At 67.7% G+C, this 21,596-nt stretch carries 24 protein-coding genes; 11 read left to right on the top strand and 13 right to left on the bottom strand.

Annotated elements, in window-relative coordinates:
- Positions 1-20 precede the first annotated feature (20 nt).
- On the top strand, positions 21-872 hold the full coding sequence (locus ACIRA7_RS07330; protein ID WP_396220196.1) for a D-hexose-6-phosphate mutarotase: 852 nt from the start codon (positions 21-23) through the stop codon (positions 870-872).
- 10 nt (positions 873-882) lie between these two features.
- Here the strand turns inward: ACIRA7_RS07330 and hisIE are convergent, their stop codons facing one another.
- From hisIE to hisG, 9 genes are read right to left on the bottom strand one after another with little or no spacing between them, the layout of a single operon-like run.
- Positions 883-1,509: a bifunctional phosphoribosyl-AMP cyclohydrolase/phosphoribosyl-ATP diphosphatase HisIE gene (gene hisIE, locus ACIRA7_RS07325; protein WP_396220195.1), complete on the bottom strand. Its 627-nt coding sequence runs from the start codon at positions 1,507-1,509 to the stop codon at positions 883-885.
- On the bottom strand, positions 1,506-2,324 hold the full coding sequence (gene hisN, locus ACIRA7_RS07320) for a histidinol-phosphatase (RefSeq protein WP_396220194.1): 819 nt from the start codon (positions 2,322-2,324) through the stop codon (positions 1,506-1,508). The genes hisIE and hisN overlap by 4 nt, the downstream gene beginning before the upstream one ends.
- Positions 2,321-3,100: an imidazole glycerol phosphate synthase subunit HisF gene (gene hisF / locus ACIRA7_RS07315; protein ID WP_396220193.1), complete on the bottom strand. Its 780-nt coding sequence runs from the start codon at positions 3,098-3,100 to the stop codon at positions 2,321-2,323. The genes hisN and hisF overlap by 4 nt, the downstream gene beginning before the upstream one ends.
- Before the next feature lie 4 nt (positions 3,101-3,104).
- On the bottom strand, positions 3,105-3,647 hold the full coding sequence (locus ACIRA7_RS07310) for an imidazoleglycerol-phosphate dehydratase (protein ID WP_396220192.1): 543 nt from the start codon (positions 3,645-3,647) through the stop codon (positions 3,105-3,107).
- A complete protein-coding gene (gene hisA, locus ACIRA7_RS07305) occupies positions 3,644-4,357 on the bottom strand; it encodes a 1-(5-phosphoribosyl)-5-[(5-phosphoribosylamino)methylideneamino]imidazole-4-carboxamide isomerase (RefSeq protein WP_396220191.1) in 714 nt (237 codons plus the stop codon). The genes ACIRA7_RS07310 and hisA overlap by 4 nt, the downstream gene beginning before the upstream one ends.
- Entirely contained in the window at positions 4,354-4,986 is a 633-nt protein-coding gene (hisH, locus tag ACIRA7_RS07300) for an imidazole glycerol phosphate synthase subunit HisH (protein ID WP_396220190.1), read from the bottom strand. The genes hisA and hisH overlap by 4 nt, the downstream gene beginning before the upstream one ends.
- Positions 4,983-6,056: a pyridoxal phosphate-dependent aminotransferase gene (locus ACIRA7_RS07295; RefSeq protein WP_396220189.1), complete on the bottom strand. Its 1,074-nt coding sequence runs from the start codon at positions 6,054-6,056 to the stop codon at positions 4,983-4,985. The genes hisH and ACIRA7_RS07295 overlap by 4 nt, the downstream gene beginning before the upstream one ends.
- Positions 6,053-7,384 (bottom strand): histidinol dehydrogenase, encoded by a 1,332-nt coding sequence (gene hisD / locus ACIRA7_RS07290; protein ID WP_396220203.1) that lies wholly within the window; start codon positions 7,382-7,384, stop codon positions 6,053-6,055. The genes ACIRA7_RS07295 and hisD overlap by 4 nt, the downstream gene beginning before the upstream one ends.
- Positions 7,384-8,262 carry an ATP phosphoribosyltransferase gene (gene hisG / locus ACIRA7_RS07285; RefSeq protein ID WP_396220188.1) on the bottom strand — a complete coding sequence of 293 codons (879 nt, stop codon included), beginning with the start codon at positions 8,260-8,262 and terminating at the stop codon, positions 7,384-7,386. The genes hisD and hisG overlap by 1 nt, the downstream gene beginning before the upstream one ends.
- 358 nt (positions 8,263-8,620) lie before the next feature.
- Between hisG and ACIRA7_RS07280 the strand changes: the two genes are divergently transcribed.
- The 5 genes from ACIRA7_RS07280 (at position 8,621) to ACIRA7_RS07260 (ending at position 12,613) form a co-directional block, all read left to right on the top strand.
- Positions 8,621-9,121: a plastocyanin/azurin family copper-binding protein gene (locus ACIRA7_RS07280; protein ID WP_396220187.1), complete on the top strand. Its 501-nt coding sequence runs from the start codon at positions 8,621-8,623 to the stop codon at positions 9,119-9,121.
- Between the two features lie 78 nt (positions 9,122-9,199).
- Positions 9,200-10,960, top strand: coding sequence for a hypothetical protein (locus ACIRA7_RS07275; protein ID WP_396220186.1), 1,761 nt, complete (start codon positions 9,200-9,202; stop codon positions 10,958-10,960).
- Positions 10,961-11,017: 57 nt separating this feature from the next.
- Positions 11,018-11,452 (top strand): DUF6992 family protein, encoded by a 435-nt coding sequence (locus ACIRA7_RS07270; RefSeq protein ID WP_396220185.1) that lies wholly within the window; start codon positions 11,018-11,020, stop codon positions 11,450-11,452.
- Positions 11,453-11,488: 36 nt separating this feature from the next.
- Complete coding sequence (locus tag ACIRA7_RS07265; protein WP_396220184.1) at positions 11,489-11,998, top strand: GAF domain-containing protein; 510 nt, start codon at positions 11,489-11,491, stop codon at positions 11,996-11,998.
- A gap of 18 nt (positions 11,999-12,016) precedes the next feature.
- Complete coding sequence (locus tag ACIRA7_RS07260) at positions 12,017-12,613, top strand: HD domain-containing protein (RefSeq protein WP_396220183.1); 597 nt, start codon at positions 12,017-12,019, stop codon at positions 12,611-12,613.
- A 212-nt stretch (positions 12,614-12,825) separates the two neighbouring features.
- Here ACIRA7_RS07260 and ispG read toward each other — a convergent pair whose 3' ends face one another.
- Entirely contained in the window at positions 12,826-14,067 is a 1,242-nt protein-coding gene (gene ispG, locus ACIRA7_RS07255) for a flavodoxin-dependent (E)-4-hydroxy-3-methylbut-2-enyl-diphosphate synthase (protein WP_396220182.1), read from the bottom strand.
- Between the two features lie 120 nt (positions 14,068-14,187).
- Here ispG and ACIRA7_RS07250 point away from each other — a divergent pair, with 120 nt between their 5' ends.
- Positions 14,188-14,643 carry a hypothetical protein gene (locus tag ACIRA7_RS07250; RefSeq protein WP_396220181.1) on the top strand — a complete coding sequence of 152 codons (456 nt, stop codon included), beginning with the start codon at positions 14,188-14,190 and terminating at the stop codon, positions 14,641-14,643.
- A gap of 87 nt (positions 14,644-14,730) precedes the next feature.
- Complete coding sequence (locus ACIRA7_RS07245; protein ID WP_396220180.1) at positions 14,731-16,047, top strand: FAD-dependent oxidoreductase; 1,317 nt, start codon at positions 14,731-14,733, stop codon at positions 16,045-16,047.
- A gap of 42 nt (positions 16,048-16,089) precedes the next feature.
- On the opposite strand, the gene ACIRA7_RS07240 is transcribed toward ACIRA7_RS07245, so the two are convergent.
- From ACIRA7_RS07240 to argR, 3 genes are all read right to left on the bottom strand, one after another.
- A complete protein-coding gene (locus tag ACIRA7_RS07240; RefSeq protein ID WP_396220179.1) occupies positions 16,090-16,785 on the bottom strand; it encodes an HAD family hydrolase in 696 nt (231 codons plus the stop codon).
- Positions 16,786-16,799: 14 nt separating this feature from the next.
- Complete coding sequence (argH, locus tag ACIRA7_RS07235; protein ID WP_396220178.1) at positions 16,800-18,191, bottom strand: argininosuccinate lyase; 1,392 nt, start codon at positions 18,189-18,191, stop codon at positions 16,800-16,802.
- Between the two features lie 74 nt (positions 18,192-18,265).
- Complete coding sequence (argR, locus tag ACIRA7_RS07230; RefSeq protein ID WP_396220177.1) at positions 18,266-18,727, bottom strand: arginine repressor; 462 nt, start codon at positions 18,725-18,727, stop codon at positions 18,266-18,268.
- A 187-nt stretch (positions 18,728-18,914) separates the two neighbouring features.
- Here argR and argC point away from each other — a divergent pair, with 187 nt between their 5' ends.
- From argC to ACIRA7_RS07215, 3 genes are all read left to right on the top strand, one after another.
- The gene (argC, locus tag ACIRA7_RS07225) at positions 18,915-19,892 is read left to right on the top strand and encodes an N-acetyl-gamma-glutamyl-phosphate reductase (RefSeq protein ID WP_396220176.1); all 978 of its coding nucleotides are present in this window, start codon (positions 18,915-18,917) and stop codon (positions 19,890-19,892) included.
- A gap of 14 nt (positions 19,893-19,906) precedes the next feature.
- Positions 19,907-20,689: an acetylglutamate kinase gene (argB, locus tag ACIRA7_RS07220; RefSeq protein ID WP_396220175.1), complete on the top strand. Its 783-nt coding sequence runs from the start codon at positions 19,907-19,909 to the stop codon at positions 20,687-20,689.
- 6 nt (positions 20,690-20,695) lie between these two features.
- Positions 20,696-21,596, top strand: a 901-nt coding sequence (locus ACIRA7_RS07215) for an aspartate aminotransferase family protein (RefSeq protein ID WP_396220174.1), incomplete at its 3' end; no start/stop codon positions are given.

Genomic DNA, 21,596 nt, shown 5'->3' with positions numbered 1-21,596 from the left:
TGGCCTCGCGACGAGTCGGCATGAGCCGTGCCGATGAGGCGCCGTCGGTTGAGCTGACGGCGCCGGATGGGGCGTTTGCGCGCGTGTATCTCGACGGCGCGCACGTGACGTCGTGGATACCGGCAGGGTCGAACGTCGATCGACTCTTTGTCAGTCGCGAGGCACAGTATGGCCCCGGTTGCTCGATCCGTGGTGGTATTCCGATCTGCTTTCCGCAGTTCGGCCCCTTTGGTCCGATCGGTCATCACGGTTTTGCGCGGCTGAGCCGGTGGAGCGTGGTACGTCAGGAGACGATCGACGACGGGGCGCGCCTGGTTTTGCGGCTCACGGATTCCGACCACTCGCGCGACCTCTGGCCGTTTGCGTTTCGTGCGGACGTGTCGGTGCATGTCGCCGCCTCTACGCTCACGGTGCAGCTCACCGTCACCAACACCGACCCGCAACCCATACGTTTCACGGCCGCGTTGCATCCGTATTTCGCGGTCGAGAATGCGTACGCCACGCAAGTGTGCGGATTATCGGGGCTGCGCTATCGCGACGGGCTACGGAACGGCGACGAGTTTGTTGAGGCCGACGACGTGCTGTCCATCGACGGGCACATCGATCGCGTGTACTACGCGACGCCCGATGTCATCGAGCTGCGCGAGTCCGACCGCACGCTCCGCATCGAGAAGCGCGGATTCCCGGACACGGTGGTGTGGAATCCCGGAGCGGAGGGCACGCGCACGCGGGCAGACTTCGCCGACGGTGACGAGGTGCACCTGGTGTGCGTGGAAGCCGCCGTGGTGCGGCCTCCCGTGCTTTTGGCGTCAGGCGAACAGTGGGTGGGAACGCAGCGTATGACCGCGGTGCGGGACACGCCGAGCGACTGAAGCGAAACGACTACTTCGCCCGGGACGACAGAACGGCGCGAACACCATCCAATGAGCCGCCCACGGCGCGCAGCGCCACCAGTGCGTGATACAGCAGGTCCGCCGTTTCCTCAGTGGCGCGATCGATATCGCCATCCACGCACGCGGTGGCCAACTCGACGGCTTCCTCGCCCAGCTTCTTCAACCGAAGGTTGCGATCGCCCAGCAGCCGCTGCGTGTAGCTCGTGGTCGTGTCGTTGGCCTGTTGCATACGCGCGGTGATCGTCGCGTCGAGCGTGGCGAACACGTCGGCCTGAACAGCCTCCTCGCGAAAGCACGAGGTCGTTCCATTGTGGCAGGCGGGGCCGGCCGCCACCACGCGCGCGAGGACCGCGTCGGCATCGCAGTCGGCGGTAAGCGATACGACGCGCTGCACGTTGCCGCTGGTGCCGCCCTTGTGCCACAGGCCGCGAGACCGTGACCGGTAGTGCATCTCGCCGGTGCGCAGCGTGTGCTCGAGCGCCTCGCGATCGGCGTGGGCCACCATCAGGACGGCACCGCTGGCCACGTCCTGCGTGACCACGGTCACGAGACCACCGCTCTTCGTGAAGTCGAGCTGGTCGATATCAAAGACGATGGCGCGCACGGGGTCACTCATGTCGCTACTCCAGCAGCGGGATCAAGAGGCTCGACCAGATATGGCCGGATGGTGTCGCCGAGCGCGGCATTGGTGGCGATCACATCGCCGCCGAAGGCGGTATCGCGACCGCGCCAATCGGTGAATCGGCCGCCGGCTTCGGTGATGAGCGGATACATCGCGGCGGCATCCCATGGATTGACGATGTCGTCGATCATGACCTCAGCACGGCCGGTCGCGACCAGCAGATAGCCGTAGCAATCGCCCCAGGTACGCGCCACCGCCGCCTCCGACGACAGCGCGTGCCACTTGGCGCGTCGGTGCGGGCGTTCGAGAAAGCGGTCGTCGGTGATCAACGTGGTGGCGTGCTGCAGCTGTGTCACGCGCGAAACTGAGGCGCGCGATCCGTTCCACCAGCATCCCTCACCGAGCGCCGCCGCGACGGTTTCCTGCACGGCCGGATAGCAGGCGGCGCCGGCGATCACGGTATCGCCTTCGCAGCAGGCCACGAGCGTGCCCCACAGCGGCACGCCACGCACGAACGCCTTCGTGCCATCGATGGGGTCGAGAATCCATCGTCGCGGCGCATCACGGCGCTCATCGTCGAGCTCCTCGCCGAACACGCCATCATGCGGAAAACGCTCGGCCAGCCACGCCCGCGCCGCGCGTTCCGCCTCGCGATCGGCGATGGTGACCGGTGAGCCGTCGCCCTTGATCTCCACGCTGACCTCGGTGCGATACCAGCGCATGGCGATCGAGGCCGCGAACTGCGCCACCTCGGCCGCCGCTTGCAGCAGCACGGCCGGGCTCTCGGGGTGCGACGACGCACGCGTCATGCCGCCACACTGGTGCTCGTGACGCGCACGGGCAGTCCCGCCTCGCGCATCACTTGCTTGAGCGCCTGCACGGTGGTGACGCCATCGTGCAGGATGCCGGCCACCAGCACCGCATCGGCGCCGCCTTGCACGATGCCCTCGACCAGATGCTGCGCCACGCCGGCCCCGCCGGAGGCGATCACCGGCACGTGCACGGCGGTTGCCACGGCGCGCGTGATAGCGAGGTCGTATCCCGTGCGCGCCCCGTCGCGGTCGATCGAGGTGAGCAGAATCTCGCCGGCACCGCGCGCCACGCACTCCTGCGCCCAGGCCACGGCTTCGAGGGGCGTTTCCTCACGCCCCCCCTTCACCCACACCTTGTACACGCCGTTGGCGTCGCGCTTGGCATCGATACTGGCCACCACGCACTGCGCCCCGAAGCGATCGGCGGCTTCGGTGAGTAACGCCGGCCGCGTCACGATGGCCGAGTTCATCGACACCTTGTCGGCGCCGGCGCGCAGGGCGCGGGCCACGTCGTCCGACGTGCGTACGCCGCCGCCGATGGTGAGCGGAATGAACAGCCGTTCGGCGGTGCGCCGCGCCACATCGAGCAGCGTGGCCCGTTCGTCGGCGCTGGCGGAAATGTCGAGAAAGGTGATCTCGTCGGCGCCTTCGCGTTCGTAGCGCTCCGACAGCGCGACCGGATCGCCCACGTCGCGAAGTCCTTCGAACTGCACACCCTTCACCACCCGTGCGCCCTTCACATCGAGGCACACGATGACCCGTCGCGTCAACATGCGATCACGAGTCCGTGATCTCGAGCCGGACGCTGCCCTTCGTGCTGAATACGGCGCCCGTTTCCACCAGCGCTTCGCGCAGCGCGAAGCCCAGTCCCTTGATAGCCGCCTCGATGATGTGGTGCTTATCGAAGCCGCGGATCACGCGCACATGGAGCGTGGCCTTGGCGTTGTCGGCGAACGACCGCAGGAAGTGCTCGTACAAATGCGACGGCAGTTTGCCCTCGTAGTACGGACGTCCACCGATGTCGAGTACCACCTGCACCAGGGCATCGTCCATCGGCACCGTGCGTTCGCCGTAGCGCGCGCAGCCGGCCGGTGCGAAGGCCGCGACCGCCTGGCCGAGCGTGATGGCCACGTCTTCGATGAGATGATGGCGCATGTCGCCGGTAGCCTGCACGCTCAGGTCCACGCCCGCGTAGCGCGCAAACGCCACCAGCATGTGGTCGAGGAATGCGTCGCCGGTGGACACGGTGGCCACACCGGTGCCGGTGGTGATCGCCAGACGGATCTGGGTTTCCTTGGATTCACGAATCACGACGGTCATGCGCCGAACTCCTCTGCGAGACGGCGCGCATCGAGCGCGCCCGTGTAAAGCGCCATCCCGAGCACCGCACCCGACAGGCCACGATGTTCGAGCGCACGCATATCATCCAACGACGTCACACCACCCGAGGCGAACACCGGCCACTGGCTCGCCTCGGCCACATCTTCCATGAGCGGCAGGTCTGTCCCGGCCATCTTGCCCTCGAGATGGACGGCGGTGACCAGCACGCCGGCCAGCGGCAGCTGGGCCAGCTCTTCCAGAAAATCGATCACATCGAGCGGTGAGGTTTCCGCCCAGCCGCGTGTCACGATCTTCCGCTCGCGCACATCGGCCGCGAGGATGAGGCGGCCGGGAAACCGCTCCGCCATCTCGCGACGCCAGTCTTCGTCTTCGACGGCGCGCGTGCCGACCACCACCCACGACGCGCCTTCATCGAGCAGGCGCTCGATGCGCGCTTCGTCGCGGACGCCGCCGCCGACCTGGATCGGCACCGAGGCATCGCGCAGAATCTCGCGGATCACTTCGTGATTGTGCCCGCGCCCGGTCGCGGCATCGAGGTCGACTACATGCAGCCGGGTGAAGCCGATGCGCACCCATTCCGCCGCGACCGCGGCGGGATCGTCGAGACGCACGCGTTCGTCATTGTAATCTCCTCCAACCAGCTGGACACACTGGCCACCACGCAGATCCACCGCGGGTACCGCGATCATGACGTACTCCTGAGAGAGGCGGCGAAGTGCAGGAACTCACGCACGAAGGCCACGCCGTGTGCGCTCGATTTTTCCGGATGAAACTGCGTGCCGATGATGTTGCCGCGTCGGACCGATGCGGGGAAGCGGTCGCCGTCATGTTCGCTCCATGCGCTCACGAACGGCAGATGGGTGGCGGTAGGACGGCAGACGAAGCTGTTGGCGTAGTACGCCACGTCGAGCCCCGAGACCACGAGCAGTGGGTCGGTGACCTCCTCGAGGCGGTTCCACCCGATCTGGGGGACCTGCGTGGCGTGGAGTTTCGTGACCTGTCCCTCCACCACACCCAGACCGCGGCCAGGCCCCTCGTCGCTGCCGTCGAACAACAGTTGCATGCCCAGGCAGATGCCGAGCGCGGGGAGGCCGCCCAGCAGCGCCTCGCGCATTGCCTCGCGCCCCGGCGCGAGCCGTTCGGCCGCCGGTGCGAAGGCGCCCACGCCGGGCAGGATGAGCGCGTCGGTGTCGCGCACCGCGAGCGCCGGATCGGTTTCTACCTGCACCACGGCACCGCCCGCTTCGACGGCTTTCACCAGCGAGTGCAGATTGCCGGCGCCGTAGTCGAACACCGTGACCCGTAGTGCGTGGGTCATGCCGCGCCCCGCGCCGCCATCACCTCATCGAACGCCGCCAAGAAACGCTCCAGCAACGGCCACGGTCCGACGCTGATGCGCAGCGTATCGCCGATGTGCGGCAGCCCCGGAAACGGCCGCACCGCCACACCGCGTTCCCGCAGTGCGAGCCCCACATTCACGCAGTCGGCCACCGGTACGCACACGAAATTCGCGTGCGACGCCAACGGGGCGAACCCGCGCGTGCGTAGCGCCTCGGCCAGCCGCTCCCGCAGCGTCACGGCCAGCGCGACGTGTTCGTTCACCCACGGCATGTCGTGCTGCAGTGCGGCGAGGGCCGTCTGTTCGGCCATCGCGTTCAGCTTGTACGGCCCGCGCGACTTCTCCACTTCCATCACCAGCGACGGCTGTCCAATCGCGTAACCGATGCGCAGCCCCGCCAATCCGAACGCCTTCGACATCGTGCGGATCACCAACAGCCGGTCGCACTGCTGCACCAGCTCCACCGACGACACCCCCGCGAACTCGGCGTACGCTTCATCGAGGAACACGACGCCTGGCGCTTCGCGCAGTACGCGCTCGATCGTCTCGCGAGCGAGCAGCGTGCCGGTGGGATTGTTCGGCGAGCAGAGGTACAGCAGCTTCGGTTGCGTGGCGAGCAATGCGTCGATGTCGGGCTGATGCGACGGCAGTTCCACGACACCGGTGTAGGCGAGCGCGTTCATCCGCGCAAAGATCGGAATCATCGCGAACGACGGCTCCGTCCCCGCCACCAGATCGCCCGGTTCACCGAACGCGCGCATGGCGCTGTCGAGAATGTCATCGGAGCCACAGCCGGTCACGATCATGTCCGGCGTGACGCCCACGAACCCGGCCAGCGCCTGCTTGAGCTCCGCCGCGTACAGCGTGGGATAGCGCGTAATGCGCGAGACCGGCAGTTCGCGCCAGGTGCGCTCGGCCACTGGCGGCATGCCCCACAGATTCGTGTTGTCGGTGAGATCGAGCTCCACCGGCGCGCGTTTCGGATCGTACAGGGGCACGGCGTCGTAGGCCGCCCGCGCCACCGTCAGGCGTTGGGTGTTGTCGTTCATGCGTTCACACTCCACGCGCGCGCGGCCGCGGCATGCGCGGGCAGCCCTTCCGCGTCGGCGAAGATGCCGACGTCGGACGCCAGACTGGCCGCCGCCGCGGGAGAGACGTCCTGCCACGTGGTCCATCGCACGAAGTCGAGCGTGGATAGCCCTGAATAGCTGCGCCCCGCCCCCGCCGTGGGCAGCACGTGGTTGGCGCCCGTCATGTAATCACCAAACGCCACCGAACTGGACTCGCCCACGAAGATCGTGCCGGCGCTGCGCAGCGCCGCCAGGGTGGCCGCACGCACAGGCGCATCAACCACGAGCAGCAGGTGTTCCGCCGCCCATTCGTTGGCGAACGCCACCCCGTCGGCGATCGAGCCTACCGACACGATCGCCCCACGGGCCGCCAGCGACTCGCGCACGATCTGCGCCCGCGGGGCCTGGGCGATCTGGGCGAGGGTTTCGACCTCCAGCGCGTCGGAGAGCGCCGAGACCTGCTCCGACGTGCCCACCAACACCGCGATCACCGCGGCGTCGGGGTCGTGCTCGGCTTGCGCCATCAGCTCGCGGGCCAGCGCGGTCGGGTTGGCGGTGTGGTCGGCGAGGATCAGCAGTTCGCTGGGGCCGGCTGGCGAATCGATCGCGACGTCGGCCACCAACTGCAGCTTGGCTTCGGCCACGTACGCGTTGCCGGGACCCATGATGCGGTCCACGCGCGGCACGGTCGCGGTACCGATCGCCATCGCGGCGATCGCCCCCGCTCCGCCCAGTGCGAAGACGCGATCGACGCCTGCCAAGGCTGCCGCCGCCAGCACGACGGGCGACGGCAGGCCGTCGGGGCCGGGCGGCGAGCAGACAATCACCTCACCCACGCCGGCCACGCGAGCCGGGATCGAACCCATCAACAGCGAGCTCGGATACGCTGCCCGCCCGCCCGGGGCGTAGATGCCCACGCGGCCAAAGGGATCGGGGCGCCGTCCCACGCGGATGCCCGGCTCCGGCGAGCACTCGGTGGCCACCGGACGGAAGGCCTCGTGCACCGCGGCAATGTTGCGGGCCGACCGCTCGAGTACGCGGCGAAGCTCCGGATCGAGCGATGCCAGCGCCGCGTCCCATGTTGCCCGCGGCACTTCGATGGCGGGCAGATCCACCTTGTCAAAATCCCGGGCGAAGGCGACCAGCGCCGCATCGCCGTCTTCGCGGACACGAGCGATAATGGCAGTCGTTCGGCTGCGAACGGTCGTGTCGGTCGTCGAGGAGCGATCCACGATGGCCCGGCGCGTCGTGGCTTCGAGCGCCGAGAGCGGGCCCCGGGCACGGAGCGCCAGTGCGGTGGGGGCGATCACGGCACGAGCCTTTCGATGCGGGTGACGAGGATCCCCTCGCCGCCGAGGGCCCGCAGCTGCGAGATGGTGCGATAGATGGTGTCGGCGCTGACCACGGCGTGGACGGCCACGTACTTCCCGTGATCGGCGATCTCGATCACGGTCGGTCCGTTGAGACCGGGGAGAACCGCGCGGACTTCGTTAAGCGCCTCGCGGGGCACGTTGGCCATGAGATAGCGCTGGCCGCGAGCCCGGATCACCGATCCGAGGGCGGTGACGAGGTCGTTCAGCTCCTGCACGCGCGACGGATCGCCGTTGCGGGGGCCATTGGCGGCGGTCACGAGGTGGGCACTCGACTTCATCACCGTCTCGATCTCGCGCAGGCCGTTCATCTTGAGGGTGGAGCCGGTCGACGTGAGATCCACCACGATGTCGGCAATGCCAAGGTGCGGCGCAATCTCGGCGGCCCCCGAGACGGGCACGACTTCCACGGGGCGTCCGCGCGCCGCGAAGAAGGTGCGCGTGATGCGGGGGAAGACGGTGGCGACGCGGGACGGCGTCCCGTCGGCGCCGATGTCCTCGACCGACCGGATCCCCGAGTCGTCCTTGGCGGCGACCACGAGGCGGCACTTCCCGAAGCCGAGGTCGAGGTGGGAGCGGAGGTCCCGCCCCGACTCGTGGACCAGGTCCATGCCGGTCACGCCCACATCGGCGGCGCCATCGGCGACGAACTCCGGGATATCCTGGGCGCGGACGAAGATGGCTTCGAACTCTCCCCCCAACGAGGCCGTGAGGGCGCGTTCTCCCGACGAGCGGACCTCGAGTCCGGCGTCGTTGAACAGCTCACGGGTGTCTTCACTCAGGCGCCCTTTGTTGGGCAGTGCGATTCGCAGCATGACGGTCTGGGAGAGGAGAGCGGGACTGGAAAAAACAAAAAGCCCGTCCGGAGAGGGACGGGCTGAGGATCGCTTGGGTGCTGCGGGATCAGCGAGCGGCGCTGGTCACCGTGACACGCACGAAGCGCCCCGGCCCGTATGGCCGTGGCTGCGATGTGCATGATGGTGGCGGCGGTTCGTCATGATGCAGGGGAGCGTAGTGGGGCGCCGGACGCCCGTCAAGGAGGAAAAGCCCGCTGGCCCTTGGCGTGGGAGCCGCTTGTGAATAAGTTCACAATGCTCGTAGGGCCCTACGCGCACAGGACTCGTCCTGTAGAAAGGTAAAAATTTTCGATCAGGCTCTAGGAGGCCTCTCGACATGCGGTTTCTCGGTTTTGCAGTAGTGACGGGCGCGGCGATCATGCTGGGCGCGTGCGGTGGAGAGAAGGCCCCCGCGACGGATTCGGCGGCGGCTCCGGCGGCTGAAGCAGCAGCGGCTCCGGCTGAAGCGGCTCCGGCCGCGGGCGCGATGGCCCCGATCACGGGCACGACGCACGAAGTGAAGATGATCGGCGACGGCACTGGCTACCGTTTCGAGCCGGCCAACCTCACGATTGCCGCCGGCGACGGCGTCAAGTTCGTCCTGGTCAGCGGCGGCCCGCACAATGTCGCGTTCGATCCGGCCACGGTTGCGGCCGCCGCGAAGGCGCAGCTCTCGGCCAACATGCCGGAGCAGGCTGGTGAGCTCTCGGGCAAGATGATGCTGAACGCCGACGAGTCGTACACGATCTCGTTCGCTGGCATCCCGGCTGGTGATTATGCGTATCACTGCACGCCGCACCTCGCCATGAACATGAAGGGCGTGATCACGGTCAAGTAATTCGAACGGTCTCCGTTCGGCAGGAAACCGCGGGGGCTGGCGAATATCGCCGGCCCCCGCGTTCGTTTCATGCGTCCCATGTCGATGCCTCCCACGGTGCCTCCTCCGGCTCCGGCGACCGCGGCCGTACCCGCGTTGCCGACGCCCACACCACGCCGCCCTCGGGCCGGCCAGCGTGCACGCTGGCTCGCTGCCCGCACGCGCAACGCCGCCCGACACGGCGTGCTGATCGCCATGGTTGGGGCGCTGGTCGTCGTGGTTGCACTCTTGCTGTTCAGCCTTGGCGCAGATCACGTCGACCGTACCGTTGCCGCCCGGATCTCCGCGCTGCCGCGCGAACGCGATCCGCGGCCGCTGCAAGTCGAACTGCTCGCCGCCCGCCGAGAGCTGGCCCGTCTCGAGGGGGCGCTCTCGGCGGCGGCGATGGCCGCGCAAGTCGAGGTCGCCCTTCCGCGTCCAGCGGCGGGCATCGGCGACACCGCCGTGCCGGTTGCACCCATCGTGCCGGGGCGTGACAGCGCCGCCACCGAGCTACAGCGACAGCTGGCTCGTGTCCGTCAGGCGCCGCTGGTGGAGAGCTATCGGGCCCTCGCCGATACCCGGCTGCTTCGCGATGACGCCCGCGCGCGCGCGCTGATCGACTCGATCGAACAGTTGCACGCGGAACGTGAAGCGTACGCGGCACTGAGCGGTCCCGACGCGCGCTACGCCTCGATGACCGCGCGCCTTACGCAGCTCGGACAACGCCTCACGCGCCTCGCGGCGTCGACGGTTGCCGGGACGCTGGCCACGGCGAGTCCGGTCGATAGCCGGGCCGGCACTGACGCCGCCGCCGAGGGCGGGCCTGCTGGGGCGCTGCCGCCAATGGCCGACAGTGCGCTCAAGCGTATCCGTGACGAGGCCGCGACCGTGGTGGCCCGCACCGAACGCGCGCTGTTGGATGTCGTGACCCTCAATACCGACCTTCGCACGAGGCGGGACGCGCTGCGCGCGCGCTTGCGACTCGATGTCCCTCCCCTCGCCATGGTGCTCGCGTCGCTGGTGCTCGGTGTGGTGATTGGCTTTGGCGTCGTGCTCTGGCGCGAGCTGCGTCGTCCCACGGTCGGTGATGAGGAGGAGATCGAGGCACTGACCTGGTCCCGCGTGATCGTGCATCGCGAGGCGGCCGCGTCGGTTCGCGCCGCGCGTACGCGGCGACGAGCCGATGAACAGCTGCCACCGATCATGCGGCCGACCGACGCGGCATGGCCGTTACTGCACCTCACGCTCACGGGCATCGGCGATGTCTCGCGTGCCATCGAAGTCGTAGCGGATCAGCCGGCACTGGCGGGAGCGGTGGCGCTGAACCTGTCGGCGGTCGCGGCGCGCGAATCCCGGGCCACCATTCTGGTGGATGCCGCACAACGCCGGAGCGCTCTCCTGCCGTTGCTGCCCGCGTCGGCCCTGGCGCCAGCGTCCGAGTCCACGGCGGAGTCCACCGTGCGGGCGCGGTGGGACGCCCCACGCTCGCTGGGGATCGGGCGCGACACGTCTATCGACATCGTACTACCACGCCGCGTGCGTTCGCCGCACACGGGAGGCGATCTCAGCACACGGCACGATGCGGCCTCGTTGGCGGACGACCTGCATCGGTTGACGGCGCATCATGATTTCGCCGTCATCGTGACCGATCACGGGCTTGATGAGTCGCTGCCGGCGTCGACCGATGTCGTGCTATGCGCACGCCCCGGCGTGACGACCCTGGCGTGGTTGTCTCGCACGATGCAGCAATACGAGGATCACGGGCGCCGGGTGCGCGCGGTGGTGCTGTGGTCGGCGGATCTCCCGCTGGTGGGATGAGCACGGTCCGCGTGTGCGCTGTGGCGCGCAGCGTCGCGGTCGGCTAGTCTCCGACGCATGTGGGCCGATACGCTGTTGTCACTCGAACGTGGTCATCTGATCCGCCTTGCGCTGTGGGCCGGCGCGTGTGTGTTGAGCGGGACGTCGTTGCTGACGTGGTTGATGGTCCGTCGTACGACGGCACCGTTGTTGCGCCATTTCGCCATTCAGACGGCGGCGTGGGGGGCGGTGAACCTGGCCATTGCCGCGTGGGCGTGGCGTGGACTCGCGTACCGCGATTTCGCGGGCACGCAACGCCTCCTGAACGTGCTGTGGTTGAACACCGGACTCGACCTCGGGTACGCCGCCGTCGGTCTTACGCTGGCGCTCACGGCGTGGCGTTGGGGACAGCGCCCCGGTGGTATCGGGGCGGGGCTGGGGGTCGTGGTGCAGGGCATCGCCCTCGCGTTACTCGATCTTCGCCTGATCTCGATCATCGGTCCGCTGCAGTAATCGGCACTTCGTCGGCTTCTTTCTCGTTGATCTCGCATGGAACCCGTCATTCCCGATCTTCGCGCCGAGCCGCGCGCGCGCGCCTATGCGCAGCTGCTGGACATGCAAACGTTGCTGCTCGAGGGCAGCGACGACGCCATCGCCGGCATGGCCACGACGAGCGCGTTACTGCATCACGCCTTCGGCCATCTGTGGACGGGGTTCTATCGCGTCGTGGAGCCCGGGCGCCTGCTGCGTGTCGGTCCGTATCAGGGGTCGCTGGGCTGTCAGGAGATCACGTTCGGGCGCGGTGTGTGCGGCACCGCCGCGGCCGAACGTCGCACGGTGGTGGTGGAAGACGTGCATAACTTCCCCGGACACATCACCTGCGATCCGCGATCACACAGCGAGATCGTGGTACCGGTGTTCGACGTTGCCGGCGCCCTGATCGCCGTGCTCGACATCGATTCGTCGGTTCCGGCCGCGTTCGGCGAGGCCGATCGCGCGGGACTCGAGCAATTGGTGGCTTGGTTCGCCCGCGCACCGTATGTTCCTGTTCCCGTCTGATTCCCCAGTCGCCCCTCGATGACCGGCTACTCCGATCGGATCAACCACGCCTTCGCCTATGCGGCGAAGCACCACGATCAGCAGGTCCGCAAAGGCACGCGGCTCCCGTATCTCACGCATCCCGCGAATGTCGCGGTGATTCTCACCCGCTACGGGTGTGGCGAAGACGCCGTCGTTGCTGGCATCCTGCACGATGTGGTGGGGGACTGCGTCCGTCAGGGGTGGACGCGCGAGACGCTCGATGAGCGCATCGGCACCAAGTTCGGCAACAGCATGCTCGAGATGCTGCTCTCCGTCACCGAGCGTCGCATCGACGACGACGGCGTCGAATTGTCGGCCGACGATCGCAAGGACGACTACCTCGAGCGGCTCGCGCTGGCGAGTGAGGATGCGCTCTGGGTCTGCGCGGCCGACAAGGTGCACAACGCGAACTCCATTCTCTCCGATCTGCGCCGCACGTCTTTCCCCGAAACCGTGTGGGGACGCTTTGCCGCCGGCCGTGACGGCACGGTGCGCCTGTACTCGCGCGTGAGCGAGCGACTGCGCGAGATCGGGTTCACGGCGCCAATCGTGGACGAACTCGCCCACGCTGCCGCGGAGCTGGAGCGGATCTGAGCGTGCTGGCGGCAACATCGAAACCGCCGGAACACGGATGACGCGGAAGCCGCCGAAGCCACACGGATAAGCAACAGCAAAAGCAATCGTCATGAACACGAAACGACACGGAGCAGCGGTAGCACACCGCTTATCCGTGTCGTTTCCATTGTACATCCGTGTCATCCGTGTTCCGGCGGTTTCGGTCTTTCAACCACTCACCAACCAGGAGCTTACGCGCCGACCGTCGCTCCGTAGCTCGTCTCGACGTAGTTCTCGAGGATGACCAGGAACTCCTCGACGATCTTGTCGCCCTTGAGCGTGGTGAAGAGCTTGCCGTCCACGTATACCGGCGCCTTCGGCTCCTCGAATGTGCCCGGTAGCGAAATGCCGATATTGGCGTGCTTGGATTCACCGGGTCCATTCACGACGCACCCCATCACGGCGACCTTCATGTCCACGACCCCCGGACGTGACTCACGCCACACCGGCATCTGTTCGCGCAGGTAGCCCTGAATGTCTTCGGCCATGTGCTGGAAGAAGGTGCTCGTGGTGCGTCCACAGCCGGGGCAGGCAGTGACCTGCGGGGCGAAGGAGCGCAGCCCCAGTGACTGCAAGATCTGTTGCGCCACGAACACCTCTTCGCGACGATCGCCATTCGGCTTCGGCGTAAGCGACACCCGAATCGTGTCGCCGATGCCTTCGCTGAGCAGAATACCCAGCGCGGCGGCCGAGGCCACCACGCCCTTCGTGCCCATGCCCGCTTCGGTGAGGCCGAGGTGCAGCGGGTAGTCGCAGCGCTTGGCGAGGCGACGGTAGCACTCCACCAGATCGGGCACCACGGAAATCTTGGCGCTCACGATGATCTTGTCGTGACCGAGCCCGACTTCTTCGGCCAGTGCCGCCGAACGCAGCGCGCTCTCGAGCATGGCGTCCATGTACACGTCTTTCGCGTCGCGCGGCTCGGCCGACTTCGCGTTGGCGTCCATCATGTCGGTGAGCAGGTTCTGGTCGAGCGAACCCCAGTTCACGCCGATGCGCACCGGCTTGTCATGGTCGATCGCGGCCTGCACGATCGTGGTGAAGTTCGTGTCGCGATGCTTCGTGCCCACGTTGCCCGGATTGATCCGGTACTTGTCAAGCGTGGCCGCGCACTGCGGGTACTTGGTGAGCAGCAGGTGCCCGTTGTAGTGGAAGTCGCCGATGAGCGGGACATCGAGGCCGCGATCTTCAAGGCGCTGCCGGATCTCGGGGACCGCTTGGGCCGCCTCGTCGTTGTTGACCGTGATCCGCACTTTCTGCGACCCGGCCTCGAACAGCGCGGCGACCTGATCGGCGGTGCCGGCGGCGTCCGCCGTATCGGTGTTGGTCATCGACTGCACCACGATGGGCGCGGAGGAGCCGACAGAGACACCGCGCACCTTGGTGGTGACGGTGGGACGACGCGCGTGAAAGCCGTGAACGGAAGACACCATTGAACCCGGTTGAGAGTGGCTGCCGTAAGGTAGCGCGGGCAGGGGCTCCTCCCCAAGTTCCTACCGCAGGCCGACCACCTCGCGCGTCCGCCGTTCACCGTCCCAACAAACCCCGCCGCCGTGTCTGCTCCGATTCCGCCGTCCGATGCGTCCGACGACGCGCCCGAGACCCGTGCTGCCCCAGTGGCCCCCCGGAAATCCTTCGTGCGGCGGCATTGGCTGGCCACGACCATGCTGTTGATTGTCGGCCTGCCGGCGGTCGTCCTCGCCCTGTGGGCAACGATCGCCCTCAGCTGGAGCTACTCCAGCGGCAAGCGCGCGGGCTATGTGCAGAAGATTTCCCGGAAGGGCTACGTCTGCAAAACCTGGGAAGGCACCCTCTACACCGACATCGCCCGGGGCTTCCGGTCGGACAGCTTCTCATTCACGGTGCGGAGCGATTCGCTCGCTCGCGTGATCGAGACGCTCAGCGGCAAGCGCGTGGCCGTGGATTACGAGCAGCACATCTACGTGCCGACATCATGCTTCGGCGATACGGAGTATTTCGTGAAGGGCGTGAGCGTGCTGCCGGACTAGCAGGACGCAGCGCGTGTCGGGATTGCCGTACACGATACCACTCGCGTCCGTACTGTCGGGTGCGATGCCCCGCCACCTTTCGGACGCATGACCAGCCAGACTGCCCCCCTTCTTGTCGTCGGCGCCGGCGTAGCCGGCCTCGTGTGTGCGATCGAACTTCACCGCGCAGGCCGTGCGGTGCTGGTGCTCGATGCGGCGTCGGAGGTGGGCGGGCGCGTGCGCAGCACGACGCGCGATGGGGTCGTGTGCGACCACGGCTTTCAGGTGCTGTTCACGGCGTATCCCACGCTGCGCCGCTACCTCGATCTCGACGCCCTCGCGCCCCGCACGTTCCTGCCGGCCGCCCGCATCGTGCAGGGTGGTCGGGCCTCGTTGATCGGCGATGCCCTGAGCGATCCGTCGCTCTTGATCGACACGGTGATGGCGCGCGCCGTACCGCTGGGCGATAAGCTGCGGCTGCTGGCGCTGCGCCGCTTCGCGCAGCAGCTCTCCATCGACGACTGCTTCACGGCGCGTTTCGCCGGCGTGAGCACGCGCGATTTTCTGGCGTCGCGCGGTTTCAGCGCGGCGGTGATCGACGGATTCTTCGCGCCGTTCTACGGGGGCATTCTGCTCGACCGCACCCTCGCCACGAGTGCCTCGGTATTGCTGTTCACCTTCAAGATGCTGGCCGAGGGTGATACGGTCGTGCCGGCGGCCGGCATGGGTGCGCTCACGAAGCAGTTGGCAGCACGGTTGCCGGCCGGCACGGTGCGCACCGACGCCTCGGTGCAATCGCTGATCGTGCAAGAGGGCCGCGTGACGGGTGTGGTGTTGGCGGGCGGCGACGCCATGCCGGCCGCTCAGGTTATCCTGGCCACCGACGCACCGGCGGCGGCACGGCTTGCGGCCACGGCGGGTGTGCAGATCGCCACACCCTCGGGGGCGCGCGGCACGACCACGCTGTACTTCACCACCAGCGGCGCCTCACCGATTCCCGGGCGCGCGCTGTGGCTCAATGCCGACGCGTCGGCGGTGATCAGTCACGCGGTGACCATCACCGATGTCGCGCCCGAGTATGCGCCGCGCGGTGTGTCGTTGATTGCTGCGAGCGCCGTGGGTGATGCGGCCGATCGGTCGGACGCCGACTTGGAAGCGGCCGCGCGCCGGGAGCTGGCCGCCATGGCGAAGGCCGCCGGTGATGCGGCGGCCGAGGCGAAAACTGCAGCGCTGTCGCGTGTGGCGGTGTGGCGAGTGCCGTATGCGCAGTTCGCGCAGCCACCGGGATGGCGGGATCACCGCCCGACGATTGCCTGTGGTATACCAGGGCTGTGGCGGGCCAGCGAAGTCCTGCACTCGAGCTCTCTCGAAGGGGCGGCGCGCGGCGGACAGGATGCCGCGCGGGCCGTGCTACAGCCTCACTGAGTTCGTGCCGCGGCGTGTTCGCGCAGTCGTTCCTCTCCCACGTCAGCCGAGTCCGAGTAGTCCCGCCACGTCGGCCAAACGGTCCACGGTGACCACGGCCCCCGCAGCCCGCAGTCGCGCGGCCGAGACGATCTCGGCGTAACCGATCACCGTCATCCCCGCGGCGGTCGCCCCCTGTACGCCAAGTGGACTGTCTTCCACGACAACGGTGCGCGTCGGATGGAAGCCGAGGGCGTGCGCGGCGTGCAGGAACAGATCGGGGGCGGGTTTGGGCTTGCCCACATCGACGGCGGAGAAGCGCTTCCCTTCGAAGCGAGACAGCAGCCCGGTCTTGCCGAGTGTGGTGCGCATTTTTTCGTGCTCACCGTTGGACGCCACGCCGTACGGCATGCCCGCGGCGTCGAGCGTATCGAGCAGCGTAACGATGCCATCGACCGGCTCGAGGTCGCGTTGCAGCGCCACCGTGACATTCGCGGTGAAGCGCGCCAGCAGGTCGTCCGGCGGCGCATGGCCCATCATCTCAGTCACGATCTCGACGCAGCGCGGCATCGAGTTGCCCATGAAAATGCCGAGCGATTGCTCCATCGTCATGGGCAAGCCGATCTCCGTGAGCAGCAGCGCCCACGTGCCGTTCGAGATGCGTTCGCTGTCCACCAGCACCCCGTCACAATCGAAGATCACGCCGTCGATGGCGCCGCCGATGAGGTCGCGGAGCGAATCAGCGAATGGAGCGTTCATGGCCGTACAACGGGTCAGCGGGTGAGGCTGGCGCGGGCCTGCGCCAGCTGACGTTGTACCGCGTCGGGGCCAGTGCCGCCGTCGATGTTGCGGGCGGCGAGCGAGGCATCCACGCCCAGCGCATTGCGGGCGTCGGTGCCGAACAGCGCGTGCGCGGCGGTGAACGCGTCAGCGGGCAGCTGGTCGAGTTCGATGCCGCCCTCTTCCGCCTGACGCACCAGCGAACCCACGGCGCCGTGCGCCTCGCGGAACGTGGCGCCCTTCTTCACGAGATAGTCGGCCAGATCGGTCGCCATCATCGCGCTCGAACAGGCGGCGCGCATGCGTGCCTTCTCGAAGCGCAGTTCGGCAATGGCGCCGGCCATCGACGGGAGCACCAGCAGCAGCAAGTCGACGGCGTTGAACAGCGCGCGCTTGTCGTCCTGCAGGTCCTTGCTATAGCCGCTGGGCAGTCCCTTGATCGTGCCCAGAATCGACACCAGATCGCCCAGCACGCGGGCGCCCGAGCCGCGGGCCAGTTCGAACACATCGGGGTTGCGCTTCTGCGGCATCATGCTGCTGCCAGTGGAGAAGCCATCGCCGAACTTCACGAAGCCGAACTCGCTGGTGCCGTACAGGATCATGTCTTCGGCCAGACGCGAGCAATGCGCCGCCGTCATGGCACAGGCGAACAGCGTTTCCGCCACGAAATCACGATCGCCGGTGGCGTCGATGCTGTTGGCGGAGATGGCGTGAAAGCCCAGCGATTCCTGCAGCAGCAGGCGCGACACCGGGAACGCCGATCCGGCAATGGCCCCCGAACCCAGCGGCATGACCGATGTGCCGCGCTCGGCGTTGGCGAAGCGCGTGCGATCGCGCGACAGCGGCCAGAAGTGGGCCAGTAACCAGTGCGTGCCGCTCACCGGCTGGGCGCGCTGGAGGTGGGTGTAGGCGGGCAGCACGGCGTCGGTGAGCGTCTCGGCCTGCATCAGCAGCGACTGCTGCAGCTCGGCGATGGCCGCATCCACGCGATGGCAGGCGTCGATCGTCCACAGGCGCGATGCGGTGGCCACCTGGTCGTTGCGTGAGCGACCCGTATGCAGCTTGGAGGCGACCGTGCCGGCTTCCTCGTGCAGGAGACGGTCGATCATGGTGTGAATGTCTTCATCGGTAGCGACCGGCTGCGCGCCGTCGGCGATCCGCTGCGCCACGCGATCGAGCCCCTGCTGCAAGGCGTCGCTTTCCTCGCGCGTGAGCACGCCTGCGTCGCCGAGGGCCAGCGCCCATGCCTTCGAGAGGCGCACGTCGTGCGGCCAGAGCCGGAAGTCGGTGCCGATGGACCGATTGATCGCATCGAGGAGTGGCGATGGGCCACCGGCGAATCGACCGCCCCACAGCTTATGGGTTCCGGCTTCGGAAGTGCTCACGGAATACTCACGACAGGGGAAAAAGGAATGACGACGCGGGAAATCTAGAAGGTCCGCTCGTGGGGGCGTACGAATCAGGCGCGCAGATACGCGGAGAGCTTTTTCAGCACACGCTCGCGCCCCTCGGTGGAGCGGCAGATGATGAGCACCGTGTCATCGCCGGCGATCGTGCCGGCCACGTCGGGCCACTCCAGCTGGTCGAGCGCCTCGGCCACCGGTTGCGCGCCCGACTTGATCGTGCGTGCCACCACCAGCACCTGAACCCCCTCGACTCCAGTGAGGAGCTGCGGGAGCATACGCTCCAGCTGCGCGAGTGCCTCGTCATCTCCGCCGTTCTCAGGAAAGGCGTAGCGGGGGCGGCCCTTGGCGTCGGGAATGCGGGCGAGGCGGAGTTCGCGCAGATCACGCGAGAGAGTGGACTGGGTGACCTCCCATCCGCGTTTGGCGAGCTGTCGTCGCAGCTCTTCCTGGCTGGCCACGGCTTTGGCCGCGACGATCTCGCGGATGACCTGGTGGCGCTGGATCTTGTCGGACACGCGACGGACTCCTGCGAATCGGTTCGGCGGCGAATCGTACGCCGCCGGGAAGGAAACGACACATCGCGGTGACATTGCGCTGATTGACAGCGCGGCGATGCAAAATTATGCATTAATTGTGCATACTCTACCGGACTCCCCGCAACTCCCCCACACGACCGTCACCAGACCTCCGTACCGCGTGGGGGTGCTGGGTGCGAGCGGGTACTCGGGGCGCGAACTGTGCGCGCTCATTCTCGGCCATCCGCAGCTGGCGCTCGCGTTCGCCACGGCGAACGCGCAGCGCGGTACCACGTTGCGCGTGAAGGCTGGAGGTCGGGTGCACGCGATTCCGATGGTGGGTCCCGACGAGGTCGATCTGGCGAGCGCGGATCTGGTGTTCGCGGCGCTGCCGCATGGGGCGTCGGCGGAGTGGGTGGCGAAGGTGATCACGGCCGGTGCCCGGGTGGTGGACCTGTCGAGCGATCTGCGCCCGGGGCACGGCGGCACCGATCATGCACCAGCCGGCGTGCCGCACGATGCGCCGTATGGCCTGCCCGAGCTGTTTCGTGGGCCGTTGCACGGGGCGCGGGTGGTGGCCAACCCCGGGTGCTATGCGACCAGCATTCTGGTGGCACTCGCGCCGCTGGCGAAGGCGGGGCTGATCGCCCCGGGTGCCACGGTGAATATCGCGGCGGCCAGTGGTGTGAGCGGCGCCGGTGCCTCGCCCAAGCTCGAACTGCTGTTCGCCGAGGTGACCGAAAACTTCCGCGCGTACGGCGTGGGCAATACGCATCGGCACTTGTTCGAGATGCGGTCCAGTCTCGCCGCCCTCGGGGCCGATTGCGATCTGCTGTTCACGCCGCATCTGCTGCCAATCGACCGCGGGATATTGTCCACCATCACGGTGCCGCTCACGCGCCCGATCGACGACGCGCTGGCGCCGTTCCGTGACTCGTACGCCAACGAGCCGTTCGTGGAGCTCACCGACGATCTTCCCGCGCTGGCCGACGTGCAGCATCGCAACGTGGTGCGGATCGGCGCCCGGATTCCCAGCGGTGTGCGCACGCCGACGCTGCTGGTGTTCAGCGCCATCGACAACCTGGTGAAGGGCGCGGCGGGTCAGGCGATCCAGAACGCGAACCTGATGCTGGGGCTCGATGAGACCGCGGGATTGATGCGATAACAACGGATTACGACATGTTCATCGTCAAACTCGGTGGCCGCACCCAAAACGATCCCGCGTTGCCGGCGGCGCTGGCCGCGCTGTGGCGCGCCACCCCTGGTGGCGTGGTCGTCGTGCACGGCGGCGGCGATCAGATCAGCGCGTTGCAGCGGCTGCGCGGCGAGGAGCCGGTGTTCGTGGGTGGTCGCCGCGTGACTACTGATACGGCGCTGGAGCTGGTGCGGATGGTGTTGTCGGGGCTGGCCAATAAGCAGATGGTGTCGGCGCTGGTGGCGGCGGGTGCGCCAGCGGTGGGGATTTCCGGCGAAGACGCGGCGCTGCTGCGCGCGGTGCCGATCGATGCGGCCACGTTCGGGCACTCCGGCACGCCGGCGGTAGTTGATCCAACGCTCGTGCACGCGCTGCTCGCCGCGGGCTTTCTGCCGGTCATCTCGCCGGTGGCGGCGCGTGAAGCGGGGCATGGGGCCGGGGCGTACAACGTGAACGGTGACGACGCCGCGGCGGCGATCGCGGCGGCACTCGGCGCGGACGAACTGTTTCTGATGGCTGACGTGCCGGGGGTGCTCGATGGCGACAAGTCGCTCGTGTCGCGCCTCTCGCTCGATGCGGCGCAGACGTTGGTGCGTAGTGGGGTGGCAGGGGGCGGCATGGCCGCCAAGCTCGATGCCTGCGCGCAGGCGCTGGCCGGTGGTGTACACCGGGTGCGGATCGGCGATCTCGCCGCACTCACTGTTCCCGAGGCGGGAACCGCGATCGTTGCGCGCGTGGACGCAACGGATGCCGTCTCTTCCAGGTAGCTGCCCATGACTTCGACGATGCCCTCGCCCGCTCCGACCACCGCGTTCGCGGCCACCCCGGCCGCCGAACCGTCGACGTTGCCATCGGCATTGCCCGCCATTCTCGGCACGTACAAGCGACAGGCCCCGCTGTTCGTCCGCGGCGACGGCGTCTACATGGTCGACGAGCATGGCAGGCGGTACCTCGACCTGGTGGCCGGCATCGCCGTCACGTCGCTCGGGCATAACGATCCGGGCGTCATGAACGCGATGCAGGAGGCGATGGCCACCGGGCTCATTCACACGTCGAATCTGTACCGCACGGCACCGGGTGAGGCGCTGGCCCAGTGGTTCGTGGACCACTCGTTCGCCAGCAGCGTGTTCTTTGCGAACTCGGGAGCTGAAGCCAACGAAGGCGCCTTCAAGTTCGCGCGGCGGTGGGGCGGCACGCAGGGGTTCACGCAGAAGCACCACATCCTCGCGGTGCGCGGTTCCTTTCATGGTCGCATGCCCGGCACTCTGGCGGCAACGGATCGTCCGGCCTATCGCCTGCCCTTCCGCCCGCTGATGGGCGGCGTGACCATCGTGGAGCGCGACCTGGACGAACTCGCCGCGGCGATGCATCCGGACAAGACGGCGGCGGTGATCGTCGAACCGATCCAGGGGGAAGGTGGCGTGCGCGTGGTCGACCCCGCGTTCCTGCGTGGGTTGCGTGCGCTCACGAGGGAGCGGAACGTGCTGCTCATTCTCGACGAGATTCAGTGCGGACTGGGGCGGACCGGCTCGTTCTTCGCGTACGAGCAGATCGGTGTCGTACCCGACATGCTCACGATCGCGAAGCCGCTGGCCAATGGTCTGCCGATCGGTGCGATTCTGGTGAACGACGCGGTTGCGCGCACCATGAAGCCGGGTGACCACGGTACGACGT

Source organism: Gemmatimonas sp., from assembly GCF_044376735.1.
GTDB lineage: Bacteria > Gemmatimonadota > Gemmatimonadetes > Gemmatimonadales > Gemmatimonadaceae > Gemmatimonas.
Note: the sequence above shows the minus strand (reverse complement) of the source record. Positions and strands in the feature narration are given on the sequence as shown.